This window comes from Flavobacterium sp. (assembly GCF_036405015.1).
In the GTDB taxonomy this organism is placed as follows: Bacteria; Bacteroidota; Bacteroidia; order Flavobacteriales; family Flavobacteriaceae; genus Flavobacterium.
This window is the reverse complement of the sequence record NZ_DASWYK010000145.1, coordinates 18,383-35,317: the sequence shown is the minus strand read 5'-3', so window position 1 is coordinate 35,317 and position 16,935 is coordinate 18,383. Positions and strand designations below refer to the sequence as shown.

The window sequence follows — 16,935 nt, the reverse complement described above, 5'->3', positions numbered from 1 at the left end:
TATTAGTCTTAAAAAATTCTTACAAAAAGAAGTATTTCTAATTAAGCTTATTTTGACTATATATAAATAATTTCTTTCAATCTACTAAATCCAACAGTATTCTACGAAATAGTTAAACATTAAACAAAAAAAAACGCCCCTTAAAGGAGCGTTTTTCTCTTACGTATTTCTACGTGATTTTATCTTTGCAAGTTCTTAGCTTCAATACTCATTGTTGCATGAGGAACGATTTTAAGCCTTTCTTTGCTGATTAATTTACCTGTTACTTTGCAAATACCGTAAGTTTTGTTTTCTACACGGAAAAGCGCATTTTTTAAATCACGGATAAACTTCTCCTGACGAATTGCCAATTGAGAGTTTGCTTCTTTAGACATTGTTTCACTTCCTTCTTCAAAAGCTTTGAAAGTTGGAGATGTATCGTCAGTTCCGTTATTTAAATCATTCATATAAGCACTCTTGATTAAATCAAGATCTTCTTGCGCTTTTTTAATTTTTGCTTGAATTATTTCTTTGAACTCCGCTAAGTCAGCGTCTGAGTATCTTGTAATTTCATCTATCATGGTATTATACTTATTTTGAAATTAATATCATTGTTCTAATATCATCAAACTCAATTTCTGTGCCGTTTTCTAAAGCATCCACAAAAACCAGTTTGTCTGTTAATGTTTCTGACTTTATATAGTCTTCGTTTTTTGAAACAGCTTCTTCTAAGATGCCATCTCTTTTAATTTGTACATTTATTTTATCCGTTACCTCGAATCCTGAATCTTTACGGATATTCTGAATTCTATTAACTAATTCTCTCGCGATACCTTCATTTTTTAATTCTTCGGTAAGTGTAATATCAAGCGCAACTGTTATTCCGTTTGAATTTGCAACCAACCATCCTTCGATATCTTGTGATGTAATTTCGACGTCTTCTAATGATAAAGTTACACTATTTCCTGCAATAACAATATCTAGCGTTCCTTCCTTGTCCAGCTGATTGATTTGCTCTGCAGAAAAACCTTGTATCTCTTTAGAAATCAGACCCATATCTTTTCCAAAACGCGGTCCAAGTGCTTTAAAATTAGGCTTGATTTGTTTCACTAAAACACCCGAAGCATCGTCTAAAAGTTCGATTTCTTTCACGTTTACCTCCGCTTTTACCAAGTCAGAAATCGCTTCGATTTCAGCACGCTGATTCTCGTCAAGTACTGGAATCATTACCTTTTGCAGAGGTTGACGAACTTTGATCATCTCTTTTTTACGTAGTGATAACACCAAAGAAGAGATCGTTTGCGCCTTCTGCATTTTGCTTTCCAACGTTTTATTAACAAAGTTTTCGACAAATTTTGGGAATTCGGCCAAGTGAACACTAGCAAAATCCTCGGTTCCCGTAGAAGTTGTTAAATCGCGATACAATTTATCCATAAAAAATGGAGCTACTGGAGCACTTAATTTACTCACTGTAAGCAAACAAGTGTAAAGCGTTTGGTAAGCTGCAATTTTATCTTTTGCGTATTCACCTTTCCAGAAACGACGACGGCACAAACGAACGTACCAGTTACTTAAATTCTCCTGAACGAAGTCAGAAATCGCTCTTGTTGCTTTTGTAGGCTCGTAATCTTCGTAGCATTCGTCAACAAATTTGATTAACGAATGTAATTCAGAAATAATCCACTGATCGATTTCAGGTCTTTCGTTTAACGGAATTTCAGCTTCTTCGTATTTAAATCCATCGATGTTAGCATATAACGAGAAGAATGAATAGGTATTGTAAAGTGTTCCGAAGAATTTACGTTTAACCTCAGCAATTCCTTCAAGGTCAAACTTCAAGTTATCCCACGGATTTGCATTCATAATCATATACCAGCGTGTAGCATCTGGACCGTTTTCTGCAATGGTTTTAAATGGGTCTATCGTATTTCCTTTACTCTTAGACATTTTAATTCCATTTTTATCCAAAACAAGACCGTTTGAAACTACGTTTTTGTAAGCGATTTTATCAAAAACCAAAGTTCCGATTGCATGCAAAGTATAGAACCATCCACGAGTTTGGTCTACTCCTTCTGCAATGAAATTTGCTGGAAAATCTTTGTTGTCATCAATTTTTTCTTTGTTTTCAAAAGGATAATGCCATTGTGCATAAGGCATTGCTCCAGAATCAAACCAAACGTCGATTAGATCACTTTCGCGCTTCATTGGTTTCCCAGAAGCCGAAACTAAAGTAAGTCCATCAACCACATTTTTGTGTAAATCGATTAAATCGTAATTGTCCTCAGACATGTTTCCGATTTCAAATCCTTTAAATGGATTTTCTTTTTGGAAACCTGCTTCGATCGATTTTTCGATTGCATTGTACAATTCTTCAACAGAACCGATAATAACTTCTTCTGTTTTATCTTCTGTTCTCCAAATTGGCAACGGAATTCCCCAATATCTAGAACGAGATAAGTTCCAATCGTTGGCATTTTTAAGCCAATTTCCAAAACGTCCTTCACCAGTAGATTTAGGTTTCCAATTGATAGTTTCGTTCAGGTCGAACATTCTATCTTTTACATCGGTTACTTTGATGAACCATGAATCTAGAGGATAGTATAATAACGGCTCGTCTGTTCTCCAGCTGTGTGGATAACTGTGCACGTATTTTTCAACTTTAAAAGCTTTGTTTTCTTCTTTTAAACGAATAGCAATTTCAACATCTACAGATTTCTCTGGAGCTTGTCCTGCATCGTAATATTCGTTTTTAACGTATTTACCAGCCAAATCACCTAAATGAGAAGTGAATTTACCTTGTAAATCTACTAATGGAACCGGCGTTCCGTTTTCGTCTAAAACCAACATTGGCGGAACTTCTGGTTTTGCTTCTTTTGCTACTTTAGCATCATCTGCACCAAAAGTTGGAGCTGTATGCACAATTCCTGTTCCGTCTTCAGTTGTAACGAAATCACCTGCGATTACTCTAAATGCATTTTCTGCATTTTCATAAGGCAATACATAAGGCAATAATTGCTCGTAACGGATTTCTACTAAATCTTTTCCTTTTGCTTCGGTTAAGATTTTGTACGGAAGTTTTTTGTCGCCGTTTTTCACATTGTCAAAATCAGCATCATCTTCACTTAAGAAAAATCCTTTTCCGAATTGTTTTCCAACTAAGTTTTTAGCCAAAACAACATTGATTGGCTCAAAAGTATATTGATTGAAAGTTTTAACTAAAACATAATCGATTTTTGGACCAACTGTCAAAGCGGTGTTTGACGGAAGTGTCCAAGGAGTTGTCGTCCAAGCTAAAATGTGAATATCTCCAAAACCTTGCAAGAATGAAGGTAAAGTTTCCGGAAGTGTTTTAAACTGAGCTACAATTGTAGTATCAGTTACATCACGATACGCTCCAGGCTGGTTTACTTCGTGAGAAGATAATCCTGTTCCTGCTTTTGGAGAATATGGCTGAATCGTGTATCCTTTGTACAACAAACCTTTATCGTAGATTTGTTTCAAAAGCCACCAAACAGACTCCATATATTTTGGTTTATAAGTCACATACGGATCTTCCATATCAACCCAATACCCCATTTTTTCGGTCAAATCATTCCATACGTCTGTATAACGCATAACGGTTTTTTTACACGCTTCGTTATATTCTTCGATAGAAATCGTTTTACCAATATCTTCTTTTGTAATTCCTAATTCTTTTTCGGTACCCAATTCTACAGGTAAACCGTGAGTATCCCATCCAGCTTTTCTTTTAACTTGAAAACCTTTTTGAGTTTTATATCTGCAAAAAATATCTTTAATCGCACGTGCCATTACGTGGTGAATTCCAGGTAATCCGTTTGCTGAAGGCGGACCTTCAAAAAATACGAAAGGCTCAGCACCTTCGCGAGTTGTTACACTCTTTTCAAATATATTTTCTTTCTTCCAAAAATCAAGAACTTCAGACGCTACAGTTGGTAAGTCAAGTCCTTTGTATTCAGTAAATTTTGTACTCATTTTATCCTTTTCTTAAACGAGGTGCGAAAGTAAGGAATTTTGAGGAAAATAGATAAAAGATGAAGGAAAAAAGACCGATTTCGGGAAATTTTGAGTAGATTCCGCAACAATAATTGGTCTTTGGACTGGTTTAAGAGAAAACTTCTTTTAAAATCTCTAAAGATTTAGGTTTTTTAAATCCTTCCAAGTGCAGACTGTAGTAATCAATTATAATTTTCAGAAGGATTTGCCTTTCTACAACATGAAAGATTTTTTGGTCGTTATCGAATTTTAATTGTAATAATTTTTTAAACAAATTGGTTTCGTGTTCCGACAACACATTTCCATTTTGAAAAAGCGTAAAAACGCCTTCATTCATTTCAAAAAAAGGAAGATTATTTTCTGAAAGATCCGGATAAAAACCAAGATATTTTGTAATTTCTAAAAGTAGAATTAAATGAAAATTGGAAATTTCATCATGGTGGTCGAGCCAAGTCAGCGCGGTTTCTAAAAACAGAAAAAGCTGTTCGTTTTTTTCTTCTTCTTGAATGGAATAATGCAACATTTCTGAAAGAAACATTACCATCGTACTTTTCACAATATCAGTATGAATACTCTGAAACGGAATCGCACTTTTTATTTCTTTAAAATTCTCTAAAGTGCCTTTATTCTTATGAACTGCTTCAATTTCTAAAATAGAAAATGGCTGAAAATAAGCAATCTTCTGACTTGCCTTTCGACTTGAAAAAGCGTCACGCACAAAGTAAGATTTCAGTCCGCTTGAAAGTGTAAAGCATTTTACGATCAAGCTTTTTTCCTGAAATTTTAGAGATGAAATTACTATGGCTTTTGTTTTGACTTGCATCATTTATTATCAATTAACACAACAAAAAATTATTCTATCAATTTTATTGATTAAAAAGAAATTACTTATCATTTTTTATTCCTTGATTATTACACTTTTAATTTCACATGCTATAATTTTAGATGCTACTGGTGACCAATGGGTATCATCATAAAAATAAATATCTTTTTCACTTTCTAACTGATGTGAAAGAAGTTTTTTTGAATTAATGAATAGATAATCCTTTTTTACCGATTCTAAATATTTAAAGAACATCGGTTCTTCCAATTCAGTTTTATCCATAATATAACTATAATACAAATCATATTTATCTGGAGCTGGAAGCACAATCAATTTTACATTTTTGCTTTTCAGTTTCACTGTCAAATCATTTAAGATGTTATTAAGCTTCAAAACCTCTCTTAAATCATTATTTTTTTTCAGTTTCCACAAATCGTCACCATAAAAAAGTAATTTATCCGAATTATTACTAAATAAATTATTTGTCTTAAGAGTTACATTATAAACCATTTTATTAGACAAATAATTTTTATCCAAATAATATTGAAGCATTGAAAAAGGGAACTTTATGGTAGTACTCGAAAAAAAGTTATATCTATAATTCTCGTCAAGTATTTTTTTTTGGCTCTTGATTATACTATCTAACTGAATATTAGTTATTTTTTTTGAAACATCAATGTTTTGCACACTTGAAATAAAATCTCTCTCTACACTTTCAAGAACTACATATTCTATTTTGTATGTGCTAAAAAAATCCCCATTCAATAATTCATATAAAGTTTGCACTGAATTTCTTGAAAGAAACCTATCTAAATTTAAAACACTATATTTTTCTGCCAAGTAATTATTATATCCATAATTACCTTGCTGAGAAAAAGAGTCTCCTATCGTTAAGATTTTCGCCTTTTTTATTTTTGTGTTCGAGAGTTTGTAAAAATAAATTTCACGACTTAAATCTTTAGAAAACACGTTTCTATAATCTTTATAAATATTTGGAAAATATCCTAAACGGATTAAATCTGGAGATTCAGAATCACTGTAAAAAGTAAAGGTAATTAAAAAAAGAAGCACAATTGGAGCTAAAAAAAGAGTCGTCTTTAATATAAATTTTTTCATGCACTAGAATTGAAAATAAATAAACTGTTGTTCTTTTCCTAAAAAATTAAAAATTGCAAAAATGATTAAATAATAAAAACACCATCTCAACAACTTTGGAGTTTTACAACCAATTTTCTCAATAGCAAATTCATTTTTTCTTCCTATCCACTCTACAAGAATAAAAAGAAACAGTATCATGAATAATACTTTTTTCGAATCGATCTTATAATATTTAGGATAGGTAAACAACGATTTTGAAAATATCTCTGAAATATAAGCTAAAGCATGTTCTAAATTATTTGCCCTAAAGAATATCCACGCAAAAGCAACCAAACTAAATGTCAAACTCATCTGAAGAATTTCTTTTAACGTGGGAACAAATCTATTTTGAGCTACGACATCTAGGTTTTTGCGGTTTGTTTTAAAAATAACAGAAGGCATAATGTATAATGCATGCAAAAATCCCCACACTATAAAAGTCCAATTGGCTCCATGCCAAAACCCGCTCACTAAGAAAATGATAAAAGTGTTTCTAATTTTCATCCAAGTTCCGCCTTTGCTTCCACCCAAAGGAATGTATAAATAATCCCTAAACCATGTTGAGAGAGAAATATGCCATCTTCTCCAGAATTCTGCAATATCTCTCGAAAAATAAGGGAAAGCAAAATTTCTTAATAAATCAATTCCAAAAAGACGTGCTGTTCCTATTGCTATATCAGAGTAACCTGAAAAGTCTCCATAAATTTGAAATGCAAAAAATATTGCACCTAACACAAGTGTACTTCCTGGATATTCTGCAGAATTGTTAAAAATATCATTAGCATATTGAGCACATTGATCTGCTATAACCACTTTTTTAAATAGTCCCCATAATATTTGTCTTAATCCATCAACTGCTTTCGAGTAATCAAAAAATCTTTCTTTTTTAATTTGAGGTAACAAATGGGTAGCTCGTTCAATAGGTCCTGCAACTAATAAAGGAAAGAAGCTTACAAATACAGAATAATCAACAAGATTCTTTTCTGCTTTAATTCTGCCTTTATAAATATCAATTACATAAGACAAACCATGAAAAGTATAAAACGAAATTCCAACAGGCAGCAAAACATCTAATATTAAAGGATTTATTGTCAAACCAAAATTAGCAACACCTGCTGCAAAAGATTCAATGAAGAAATTATAATATTTAAAGACACCTAGAAAACCAAGATTTATAGATATACTTAACCAAAACCAAAAATTTCGAGCCTTTAGATTATTAGATTCTGCTATTTTTATTCCAGAAAAATAATCTAACATTGTAGAAAAAATCAATAGAAATAAAAATCTCCAATCCCAACAAGCATAAAAAAAGTAACTTGATATTAGTAATAATATATTTTGAAATTTTAAAGATTTGTTTGCAACAAACCAATAAAGTATAAATACAACTGGCAGGAAAATTGCAAAATTTAGAGAATTAAAAAGCATTCGAGAGATTTGTGATTTTGAATTTTATAATTATAATTTTATCGAATAATCATCACCTTTTTCACTTTTGTTTCTCCTCCATCTTGCGCGGAAATAAAAACCATGTAAACACCTGATGCTACTTTATATTTTCCAAAAGCAGTTGTATCCCATTCGATTGTTCCTCCTTCTGATGTGGTTTCGTAAACTAAATTTCCTTCGATATCTGTGATTTTGATATTGGCTTTATCAATTAATCCTGCAACTTTTACTGTTCCTGAATAAGTAGGACGCACGGGATTTGGATAAACATAAACATTATTAAGATTATCATTTGCCCCTGTTGAAATTCCATTGAATGAAACCATTCCTTTATTGGTAACAATAAAAACTTCCCCTGTCTTGCTATTTATTTTAATATCATTTACATAATTACTTGGCAGCGGAGAGTTGTTAATAGTAAAATGATATTTGGTTTCCTGCCCGTTTGAAGAAACCATAAACACACCAGAATCTGCTGTTCCAATCCATTTATTATTGGCACCATCTACTGCTATTGAAGTAATAAATTGCTCGTATAGTAATTCCTGCGCCAAATTGTCTTCCATAATAATAATCGGATTGGCCTTCAACTGGTTTTCCGACTGAAAACTTCCAATATTCGACAATACTCTCAAACCTTTTGTCGTTCCAATCCAAAGCTGGTTTTTTGTATCTAAAGCAATTGTTCTTACGTCTGCAATTGGAAGATTGCCAGCATCTGTACCCACTGTTATTTTTTTAAATGCATTGGTTGTTTCATTAAATCCCACTACACCATCTCGATTGGTTCCAAGCCATTTTACATTGTTTCGATCGACAACTATGCTAGAATAGCTAATATTTTCAGCAATATCAAAAATCGGAGTCATAGAATAACTTCCCCATTGTCCGTTTGTTTTCAAAACCTTTAAACCATTATTGACCCTGCTATTTGTAACCCAAAGATTCCCTGATCTGTCGTACGCATTTGCATTAATACGTACATCTATATAATCTGCTCCAGCATTTGTAATCGATTCGAGTCCGCTATTTTTTTCGTTAAATAAAAAATTAGGGACATCATTTTCAATCTTTAATAATCCTGAAAAAAAGGAACTTGCAAAAACCTGTTTTTCATTACTCGGATTGATCAATACTCTGGTTATAGATTTGGCATCATAAACTTCGGAATACGGAATATTCAGCCAGCCCGAAACACCGTAACGACTTACACCATAATTATCTAAAGGATATGGATCATAAGAAGTATCATAATCACCATAAACAGCCCATAAATTACTTGGACTTACATCTATAGAAAAAATGTTATTCTTTACAGGTCCGGTTGGTGTATTATTTTCAAAAGTCGTTGCATTGCTGAGCGTAGAAAAAAACATTCCTTTTTCTTTTGTTCCAATAAAAATTCGGTCACCAATCGCAGTTGCGCAGCTAAAATTCAAAGTATTATCCAAAACCTGCATGTTTGTAATCTGCCGATTTAAAACCATTTGATTATTATAAACATAAACCGCATTTGAAGTAGTAACAAACAGATTATGATTTTTTGCCCTCATATCAACAGATGCCTGAGGCAACTGAAAAAAACTTATAAATGTACTCGAATTGTAACGATGTATATTTCCCGAATCATTTATTGCGATGAGTTCTGTATCCAAAGCTTCAACACTCGACCAATTTCCCGCATTTATCATCGCCCATTGATTATAGTCAATCAGATTTGCGTTTGTACTATTCGCTCTTCTGATACCACTTGAGGTTGCTGCAAAGATAAATCCATTGTATAAAGTAGTTTGTTTAACACTGATTTCTGCACCATTATCTCCTATAAAATAGGTGTCACCAAATTGAGAAGTCGCCAAATTAAACTGTACAATTCCGAAATCGCAAGAAACATAAACCAAGCCATTATACTCCATAAAATGATTGATTTTTTTTGTATTTGCTGGAAGCTGTTTATTAATAATATCGACAATTTTCAACATACTACCATCACTTTCATTGATTAGAATCATCAAACCATTTTCGTAACCAACCAAAGTTTTTTTGAACGTTTCACTATAATAAACTGCAGAAATTGTCTGACCAGATAATCCGTCAACTGTCGTAATTGTTTTTAAAACATTTGTGGTTGTATTTTTAGAAAACAAAGCATTTTCTGAAGCTGCAAAAACAGCTGTTGAAGATTCTGAAACATCCTTGATTTCATTAAATGAAAAATATCCTTGCCAAGACGATTTATTCTGTGCCTGACAAAATTGAATTAATGCTAAAAATAAAACACAGAAAACTAGCTTTTTCATTATTAAATGTATTCGGATAGACAAATATACTACAAACGACATTATTTAATTTTTGGTACCAATAAAAAATGCCCTCGACTTTTGATCGAAGGCATTTTTATCATTCTAAAATTAATCTTAAACTACACCTTGTGCAAGCATAGCATCGGCAACTTTAACAAATCCGGCAATGTTTGCTCCTTTTACGTAGTTTACATATCCGTCTTCTTCAATACCATACTTTTTACATTGGTTATGAATTCCAACCATGATTTCCTTTAATCTCAAATCTACCTCTTCACTTGTCCAGTTTAAACGAATAGAGTTTTGAGTCATTTCTAATCCAGAAGCTGCAACACCTCCAGCATTTGCTGCTTTTCCAGGAGCGAATAATACTTTATTATCCAAGAAAAGTTTAATGGCATCTAAAGTAGAAGGCATATTTGCCGCTTCTGTTACGCATAAAACTCCGTTGTCAATTAGTTTTTGGGCATCTTCTCCATTTAATTCATTTTGAGTAGCACACGGAATAGCAATATCTACTTTTACTTCCCAAGGACTTTTTCCTTTGTGGAAAACAGCATTTGGATATTTCTCTAAGTATCTTTCTGCTCTATTATCGCCAGTTGCTCTCATTTCAAGCATATGGTCGATTTTTTCACCTGAAATTCCTTCTTCATCGTAGATATATCCGTCAGGACCAGAAATAGTAACTACTTTACCACCAAGTTCGTTCACTTTTAGTGCCACTCCCCAAGCAACGTTTCCAAATCCTGAAATAGCAACTACTTTACCTTTTATATCTTGCCCGATGGTACGAAGCATCTGATCTGTAAAATATACTACTCCATATCCAGTAGCTTCTGGTCTGATTAATGAACCACCGTAAGCCAAACCTTTTCCAGTTAAAACTCCTGTAAATTCATTTCTGATTCTTTTGTATTGTCCAAATAAATATCCAATTTCTCTAGCTCCAACTCCAATATCTCCGGCAGGAACATCTAAGTCTGGACCAATATGACGGCATAATTCAGTCATGAAAGATTGACAGAAACGCATGATTTCTCCATCAGATTTTCCTTCTGGATCAAAATCAGAACCTCCTTTTCCACCACCCATTGGAAGTGTTGTCAAACTGTTTTTGAAAACTTGTTCGAAAGCCAAGAATTTTAAAACAGATAAATTTACAGAATGATGAAATCTGATTCCACCTTTATAAGGTCCGATTGCAGAGTTCATTTGAATTCTAAAACCTCTGTTTACGATAATTTCTCCTTTATCATCTACCCAAGGAACTCTAAAAATGATTGAACGTTCTGGTTCAGCGATTCTTAAAAGAATGTTCTTACCATCATATTTTTTTCTCTCAGAAATAAAAGGAATTACAGTTTCTGCAAATTCCCTAACCGCTTGAAGAAATTCTGGCTCGTTTGGATTTTTTGACTCAATTAGAGCCATAAATTCATTTATTTTTTCTTCCATATTTGAAATAAATTTTCAGATAATTTTGATTTATATTTTGTTTTTGTAAATGTAAAAACAGTTTAAGAAAACGTTTTCGTTTAAACACACAAAGATATATCAAATAATGATTCGCTGTTATATTTTTCACTTTTTTGAATCGATTTGTGTTTTTTTCAAACATTGTTAAAAAAGACATTTTACATGTAGGTCTTTACATGCAAATCGCCCACTAAAAGTTAGTAAATTATGTATTTTGCTACTTATTTTTCAATACATCGATTTAATATTTTGAATCGTTTATGTTTTTTATATATTTGCCGTGATTTGTAAGCCCTCAAAAATGTCTAAACACCTATTTATCACATTATTTGCCTTGCTAGGCATAGCAACTGCAACATCAGCTCAAGGACTAGCACAAGAGATCGGAATCTATGCCGGACCCGTTACTTTACAGTCTGATTTTGGTGAAAGACATAACTTTAATACTAATGCTGGAAATTCTGGTTTCGGTGTCGGAATTATGCACTTTATTAACTTCTCTGCTAATAATAATAGAGAAAGCTATTTCACAGAGCATTTTAAAGTTAGAACTGATCTTTCTTTTAGCAGAACCACTCTAAAACATTTTGGCCAATGGGTTGAAAGAAAACCAGACGCACTATTTGCTCAGCAATTAAAAAATATGCACGCAAGTTCTTCTATTTTGGGATTGGGTGCTCAAGTGGAATTTTCTCCATTTATGAAAATTCATGACTTCGAAAACACAATTGGTAGTTTTAGTCCGTACGGAAGTTTAGGTTTTCAGGTAAGTTATTATTCAGCAAAAGTTGGTTCTCATTTAGGAGACATTACACTTCCATCAGTAACACCTGGAAAATATTTAACGCCTTCTGATGGACGCGCACATGGATTTTCTACAGAATCGGGCGTAGTTCTATCTGCAACAGCTGCTGTTGGAGTACATTACAAACTAACTGATATGAGTGATTTAATGTTCGAAACACGTTTTCAAATGTATAATTCAGACTGGATCGACGGATTAAATCCTAATAAAGATATTTATAAAGAAAACAAATCTAACGACTGGCAGGTTTGGTTCAACTTCGGATATATTTATTATTTAGAATTTTAAAATCCAAATAAAAAAATCCCAAATTCCAAAATCAAAATGGAGTTTGGGATTTTTCATTTTTTGGAATTTCCCAATACTATTTATGTTCTAAATTTGAAATAAAAAATCCCAAATTCCGACTTTATTAGTTTTGGAATTTGGGATTTTTTTATTGGAATTTCTTTTTTAAGAAAGTGCCTGTTCTAAATCTGCAATTAAGTCGTCTGCATCTTCGATACCAACACTTAATCGAACTAAATCGTCTGTAATACCAACTTCTGCTCTTTTATCTGCAGGAATTGAAGCATGTGTCATTAAAGCAGGATGATTGGCCAGTGATTCTACTCCTCCAAGAGATTCTGCCAATGTGAACACTTTTAGTTTTTCTAAGAATGCAATAGAATCTTCTTTTTTCCCTGATTTAAAATCAAATGAAACCATTCCGCCAAAAGCCTTCATTTGTTTTTTAGCGATTTCGTGAAACGGATGATTTTTTAAACCCGGATAGTAAACCGTTTTAATCTTAGGATGATTGCTTAAATATTCAACCACTTTTTCTCCATTTTCACAATGTCTTTGAACTCTCAAAGCTAAAGTTTTAATTCCTCTTAAAACCAAGAAACTATCCATTGGTCCAAGTGTTGCGCCTGTTGCAAATTGTTGAAAATGTAATTGTTCTCCGAGTGCTTTATCTTTTACAATTAATGCTCCAGCAATAACATCAGAATGTCCTCCAAGATATTTCGTCGCTGAGTGCATCACAATATCTGCCCCTAAATCAAGAGGTTTTTGCAAATATGGTGTCGCAAAAGTGTTATCAACAGCAAGGAGAATCTTTTTTTCCTGAGTGATTTTTGCAATTTCCTGAATATCTGCCAATTTCATTAATGGATTTGTTGGCGTTTCTACCCAGATTAATTTCGTGTTTTCATTCATCAAACTTTTCAATTTTTCGATATTCGTCATATCAACAAAATGAAATTTAATTCCAGAATCTTTATAAACTCTAGAAAACATTCTATATGTTCCACCATACAAATCGTCCATGGCGATAATTTCGTCACCAGCTTTAAAAGATCTTAAAATGCAATCTGTTGCTGCAAGACCAGATGAAAATGCCAATCCGCGAGTTCCGTTTTCAATACTAGCCAAAGCCTCTTCTAAAGCCGTACGAGTCGGGTTTGAAGCTCGGCTATATTCGTAATCTGCCAAAGGTTTTCCCGGACTTGTCTGCACAAATGTTGAAGTTTGATACACTGGCGGCATAACGGCACCTGTACTTGGATCATGATGCTGACCACCATGTATTACTTTTGTATTGAATTTCATATAGTTATAAATTTTAAATCCTTAATTGTTTTACAAATTTACCGCTTAATTTATTTTATCGGGACACAACTACTTATCTTTGTAGATAATTAACACTTTTTGATATGAAAAATTACATATTTACAATCTTTTTGTGTTTGATTTTTACAAGTTGCAAAAAAGAGCTTTCATTTGAAAATGAAACGTTTGAAGAAAAATCTACTATTCCGTGCAAAAACGATTGCCCGAATATCACAATAGAAGTTCCAGTTGCCAAAAACATTAAAGTAATATCAGACAGCATCAATAAAAAAGTCTTTGCTGTTATTAAAGAGATTGTATTTTTTGAAGAAGACTCAGTAAAAGTCGATGATTATGAATCACTGGCAAAATCGTTTATTGCTTCTTACGAAGAAATGCATCAAAAATTTCCAGAAGATACTTTTGGGTGGGAAGCAAAAATAATAGCAAACGTCGAATTTCAATCTGATCAGGTTTTAAACCTAAAAATTGATCATTATACTTTTACCGGAGGTGCGCATGGTTACCAAGGATATCGTTCGTTATTATTCAATCGTAAAACTGGAAAAACGATTTTTAACAATCATTTATTCAAAAATGAAAAAGAATTTAAAGCTTTCGCTGAAAAAAGCTTTCGATCTAAATATAATATTCCCGAAAGTGCCAATATAAATGCAACTGGTTTAATGTTTGAAAATGATAAATTCCAATTGCCACAAAACATTTTTTATACTTCACAAGGTTTGCTTTTATACTACAACTCTTATGAAGCTGCTTCGTATGCAGATGGTCCAAAAGAACTCATATTTCCGTATGAAGAGGTTAAGCAATATTTGAATTTTCAATAAAAATTAGCATTCTACTTATATTCTGTAAAAATATTTCGTAAGTAGTAGAATCCATTTTGTGTATCATTTTGCACTGTAGTCATCTTTTTTATTGATAGAAATTATAGCATCCTATTTATATTACGTAGGAATATTTCGTTGGTAGCAACAAACAAGTTTTCACGACATTGTGTCCTGTAGGGACACGTGTTTTATTGATAGAAATATTTGGCATCATTCATCAAACGTTCCTACGGAACGTCTTTCTACCGACCAGACATTTCTACGGAATGAATTGATTACTAGAAAAAACTTTGTACTTTTTACTTTGTAACTCTGAACCTTAGTACCTTAAAACCTTTTTTTCTCACTGAACATCATACTTCATTTTTCGCAAAACCCTTAAAGCTTCCTTAAAAGAAGAATAAACATGTTTAAAAGGTTTGAGAAGCATTTTCGCATCAATCAATTTTTGTCGAGCATCTTCAAAACCATTCAAATAGCAAATCATAAAAGTTGACGGAAGATTTTCTAAATCTTTCATTTCTCGATTCGACAAAGTAATTTCTTTTTGAAGTTTTGCTAACAATGCCATATTCGAATTGTAAATATGATACAGCATTTTTCGATTGAATTCTGGCGGCTGAAAAAGCATTTGACGGTCAATTTTGTAGTAGCCATTATCAAAAAAATGAATAGTTTGTTCTTCTAACGGATAATAACTCGTTTTGTCATTTAATCCCAACGGAACATATTCTGTAATGGTAAAAGTATCATCATTATACACAATTGTGACAACATCTTGAGCCGAATAAAAAAGCTTAATTTGTTCGTTGATTAATTCGATATCAACTCTTGAAAGGAACGTTTTTTCTCGATTTGTTTTTGGAACTCCTGCCCAACAGATGACAAACAATTCTTTAAAAACACGATATTTTGGCGACATATCTTTATGTCGGAAATTCATAAAATCGATAACACCATCTAAAGTGTATTGAATGCTGTTTCGAGAACTGTTTTCAATCCCGATTACCGTTTCTGTATTCTGATTGTTTTTTTCGACTTCCTCATGCTCTTCTAGCGGAATCGAATTACTACCACGCCTAACAAAGACACTATTCGCAAGAATAGTATGAATTCCTTTTTTGAAATAAGAGATTTTGCTTTTAGGCTTGATGGTAACCAGACCGATTACTTTGTCTTTTGGAAGATTCGGAAAAGGAACGTTTTCGTATTGAATTTTAGGCGGATTTTCTAAAAAAGCATTGACTAGGTTCTGAATTCTGCTGTCATCAAAAAAATCATCACCGACAATTTCGTTATCCTGATCTTCTACTCCAACTACGATATAAGAATTATTGTTTGGGTTCGAATTGGACAAGGCACAAATATGTTTGAGAAACTTACCTTTTCCTTCTCTCGAATGAAGATTCAACTGCCTTTTCTTATCATAAAAACTGCTTTCGTCATTATGAGCGAGAAGATTCTTAATTAAAAGGCGCTTATTTATCATTTTTGCGTTTTTAGTTTGCCACGAATTACACTAATTTTCACTAATTTATTTTTAAACACATAGAATCATAGATCATTGAAACCTATAAGAAAGGCATTTCACTTTTACTTAATACACATAGCTATGTGAATTGATGCGAAATAAAATGCCTTAAACACAAAGAAAATCTATGTCTCTATGTGTTAAAAAAACTAATCGAAGTAAACTTTGAAACTTTGTTTCTCTGTCACTTTGCAACTATAAATTATTTTTCTTCACAATAGTCGAAGACGCCTGCGCGGTGCTCATGACAACCAAATCTGCAATATTAACATGATATGGTCTTGAAACCACAAAGTGAATAATATCTGCAATATCCTCAGCTTGCAACGGATCAAATCCTTTGTATACATTTGCCGCTCTTTCGGCATCGCCTTTAAAACGAACTTCACTGAATTCTGTCGCCACCATTCCTGGATGAATTCCGCCAACTCTAATTCCAAACGGATTTAGGTCGATTCGCATTCCTGCTGTAATAGCGTCAACAGCATGTTTAGAACCGCAATACACATTCCCGTTCGGATATACTTCTTTTGCAGCGGTTGAACCAATATTAATAATATGTCCAGACTGTCTCTCCACCATTTGCGGAATTATAGCTTTTGAAACATACAAAAGTCCTTTCACATTAATATCAATCATCGCATCCCAATCGTCTAAATCTCCATTCTGAATTGGATCTAAACCATGGGCATTTCCTGCATTATTTATTAAAACGTCGATTGCAGCAAAATCAGATGGCAAAGCACCAATTTTTTGCAAAACATCTTCTTTATCACGAACATCAAATGCCAAAGAATGCACTTCTGTAAAAGCAGAAAGTTCTTTTTGAAGATCTTCTAAACGGTCTTTACGTCTTCCGCAAAGCACGACTTTGTAATTGTTTTTTGCTAAAATCTGAGCGGTTGCTTTTCCAATTCCGCTCGTAGCACCAGTAATTAAAACTGTTTTTTTCATTCTGTTTTTTT

12 protein-coding genes are annotated in these 16,935 nt (G+C 32.9%); 2 read left to right on the top strand and 10 right to left on the bottom strand.

The features are described from left to right. Nucleotides 1–179: 179 nt before the first annotated feature. From VGE71_RS11165 to gdhA, 7 genes are all read right to left on the bottom strand, one after another. Nucleotides 180–560, bottom strand: a complete 381-nt coding sequence (locus VGE71_RS11165) for a TraR/DksA family transcriptional regulator (RefSeq protein ID WP_012022792.1) — start codon at nucleotides 558–560, stop codon at nucleotides 180–182. A gap of 10 nt (nucleotides 561–570) precedes the next feature. Continuing rightward, nucleotides 571–3,972: an isoleucine--tRNA ligase gene (ileS, locus tag VGE71_RS11160; RefSeq protein WP_331138399.1), complete on the bottom strand. Its 3,402-nt coding sequence runs from the start codon at nucleotides 3,970–3,972 to the stop codon at nucleotides 571–573. A gap of 130 nt (nucleotides 3,973–4,102) precedes the next feature. Next, the gene (recO, locus tag VGE71_RS11155) at nucleotides 4,103–4,816 is read right to left on the bottom strand and encodes a DNA repair protein RecO (RefSeq protein ID WP_331138411.1); all 714 of its coding nucleotides are present in this window, start codon (nucleotides 4,814–4,816) and stop codon (nucleotides 4,103–4,105) included. Between the two features lie 75 nt (nucleotides 4,817–4,891). Then, nucleotides 4,892–5,932: an alginate O-acetyltransferase AlgX-related protein gene (locus VGE71_RS11150; protein ID WP_331138398.1), complete on the bottom strand. Its 1,041-nt coding sequence runs from the start codon at nucleotides 5,930–5,932 to the stop codon at nucleotides 4,892–4,894. A gap of 3 nt (nucleotides 5,933–5,935) precedes the next feature. Next, nucleotides 5,936–7,384, bottom strand: a complete 1,449-nt coding sequence (locus tag VGE71_RS11145) for an MBOAT family O-acyltransferase (protein WP_331138397.1) — start codon at nucleotides 7,382–7,384, stop codon at nucleotides 5,936–5,938. Nucleotides 7,385–7,422: 38 nt separating this feature from the next. After that, nucleotides 7,423–9,705, bottom strand: coding sequence for an ABC transporter substrate-binding protein (locus VGE71_RS11140; RefSeq protein ID WP_331138396.1), 2,283 nt, complete (start codon nucleotides 9,703–9,705; stop codon nucleotides 7,423–7,425). A gap of 117 nt (nucleotides 9,706–9,822) precedes the next feature. Continuing rightward, a complete protein-coding gene (gene gdhA / locus VGE71_RS11135) occupies nucleotides 9,823–11,166 on the bottom strand; it encodes an NADP-specific glutamate dehydrogenase (protein ID WP_331138395.1) in 1,344 nt (447 codons plus the stop codon). A 322-nt stretch (nucleotides 11,167–11,488) separates the two neighbouring features. On the opposite strand from gdhA, the gene VGE71_RS11130 reads away from it, so the two are divergent. Further along, the gene (locus tag VGE71_RS11130; protein WP_331138394.1) at nucleotides 11,489–12,280 is read left to right on the top strand and encodes a THC0290_0291 family protein; all 792 of its coding nucleotides are present in this window, start codon (nucleotides 11,489–11,491) and stop codon (nucleotides 12,278–12,280) included. A 165-nt stretch (nucleotides 12,281–12,445) separates the two neighbouring features. On the opposite strand, the gene VGE71_RS11125 is transcribed toward VGE71_RS11130, so the two are convergent. Further along, nucleotides 12,446–13,588, bottom strand: coding sequence for a cystathionine gamma-synthase (locus VGE71_RS11125; protein ID WP_331138393.1), 1,143 nt, complete (start codon nucleotides 13,586–13,588; stop codon nucleotides 12,446–12,448). 104 nt (nucleotides 13,589–13,692) lie between these two features. Here VGE71_RS11125 and VGE71_RS11120 point away from each other — a divergent pair, with 104 nt between their 5' ends. Then, nucleotides 13,693–14,436: a DUF3298 and DUF4163 domain-containing protein gene (locus tag VGE71_RS11120; RefSeq protein ID WP_331138392.1), complete on the top strand. Its 744-nt coding sequence runs from the start codon at nucleotides 13,693–13,695 to the stop codon at nucleotides 14,434–14,436. Nucleotides 14,437–14,782: 346 nt separating this feature from the next. Here VGE71_RS11120 and VGE71_RS11115 read toward each other — a convergent pair whose 3' ends face one another. Together VGE71_RS11115 and VGE71_RS11110 are read right to left on the bottom strand one after the other, a co-directional pair. After that, the gene (locus VGE71_RS11115; RefSeq protein ID WP_331138391.1) at nucleotides 14,783–15,928 is read right to left on the bottom strand and encodes an ATP-binding protein; all 1,146 of its coding nucleotides are present in this window, start codon (nucleotides 15,926–15,928) and stop codon (nucleotides 14,783–14,785) included. Nucleotides 15,929–16,165: 237 nt separating this feature from the next. After that, a complete protein-coding gene (locus VGE71_RS11110) occupies nucleotides 16,166–16,924 on the bottom strand; it encodes an SDR family NAD(P)-dependent oxidoreductase (RefSeq protein WP_331138390.1) in 759 nt (252 codons plus the stop codon). Between the last annotated feature and the right edge of the window lie 11 nt (nucleotides 16,925–16,935).